We start from the raw sequence: 1,372 nt of genomic DNA on the forward strand, positions 1-1,372 counted from the left end.
GGCGGGTTAATGAGATGGTCACCCCCAACACCCTGCGAGGGCTACGCTTTCGCAGGGTGTTTTGTTTTCGGAGGCCATCATCATGAGCGAGTCAGCATTAATCGGTATCGATCTCGGCAAACACAACTTCCACCTTCATGGCCAAGATGCGTCGGGCCGCGAGGTGCTTCGCAAAAAGCTCTCACGAACGCAAATGATGCAGTTTTTCGGCAATTTGCCGAGCTGTGTTGTGGTGATGGAAGCCTGTGCCGGGTCGCACTTTGTAGCTCGTCAGTTGGCGGCAATTGGGCATACCGCCAAGCTGATCTCCCCTCAATTCGTTAAGCCCTTCGTCAAGGGCAACAAAAATGATTTCGTCGATGCTGAAGCGATCTGTGAAGCTGCTTCCCGCCCATCTATGCGCTTCGTTACACCTAAAACTGAATCCCAGCAAACTCTATCCGTGCTGCACCGGATGCGCGAATCGTTGGTGCATGACCGCACTAAAACGGCTAATCAGATGCACGGTTTTCTACTGGAGTTTGGAGTCAGCCTGCCCAAAGGTTTGGCCATCATGAAGCGTTTAGCGGTTGTTTTGGCCGAGCACGAGTTTCCCGTTCGCCTGACCGTGTTGCTGCAACGCCTGCACGATCACTTCGTCTATCTGGATGAGCAAATCAAGACGCTGGATAAAGAGCTGGCGGGCCAACTGGCCGACGATGATCTGGGTAGTCGTTTGTTGAGCATGCCGTGTGTCGGGCCGATCACCGCCAGCCTGCTGGCTGTGGAGATGGGCGATGGCAAGCAATACCGATGCAGCCGGGACTTTGCCGCCTCTGTGGGTCTCGTGCCCAGACAGTACAGCACGGGCGGTAAAGCCAATTTGTTGGGGATCAGCAAGCGCGGTGACAAACACCTGCGGCAACTGTTGGTGCAATGTTCCAGGGTCTATATGCAGAATCTGGAACACCAGAAAGGGGCCTTGGCCAACTGGGTGCGCTCCTTGCTCAGTCGACGACACTCGAATGTAGTGGCCTGTGCCTTGGCCAACAAACTGGCGCGTATCGCATGGGGAATAGCCGCTCACCATACGCAATATGAAGCAGGGCCAGACGCCTTGAACGCCTGACCCTGCGGTTGTTGCAGTACCACGAATCACCCTTCAGGTTTTGCGATAGCTGAACAACAGATGACGTGAACGGCCCACCGGCCTGGCGAAGATCCTGACACAAAAATCGGCTTCAGAAGCCGACGGGTTTTTAAGGACCGTCAGGCGCGACTCTCATCGTGGCGCTGGGGCATGCCCCAAACAGACGCCGGATAGATTTAAGCAAGCCAACCACACCACCCGTTAATCAGTATTGCAAAAATGGGGGTGACCATAGATTTTTGT

General features: G+C 54.7%; 1 protein-coding gene. It reads left to right on the plus strand.

Annotated features, from left to right (window positions below; all coding sequences use genetic code 11):
- Positions 1 to 82 precede the first annotated feature (82 nt).
- Positions 83 to 1,108 carry an IS110 family transposase gene (locus tag F8N80_RS30860; protein WP_150744527.1) on the plus strand — a complete coding sequence of 342 codons (1,026 nt, stop codon included), beginning with the start codon at positions 83 to 85 and terminating at the stop codon, positions 1,106 to 1,108.
- Positions 1,109 to 1,372: the final 264 nt, after the last annotated feature.

This window comes from Pseudomonas fluorescens (assembly GCF_902497995.1).
In the GTDB taxonomy this organism is placed as follows: domain Bacteria; phylum Pseudomonadota; class Gammaproteobacteria; order Pseudomonadales; family Pseudomonadaceae; genus Aquipseudomonas; species Aquipseudomonas fluorescens_BK.

Bases quoted from the DNA above. Each gene is read 5' to 3' on its own strand.
- F8N80_RS30860 (WP_150744527.1), top strand. From the start codon at position 83: ATGAGCGAGTCAGCATTAATCGGTATCGATCTCGGCAAACACAACTTC.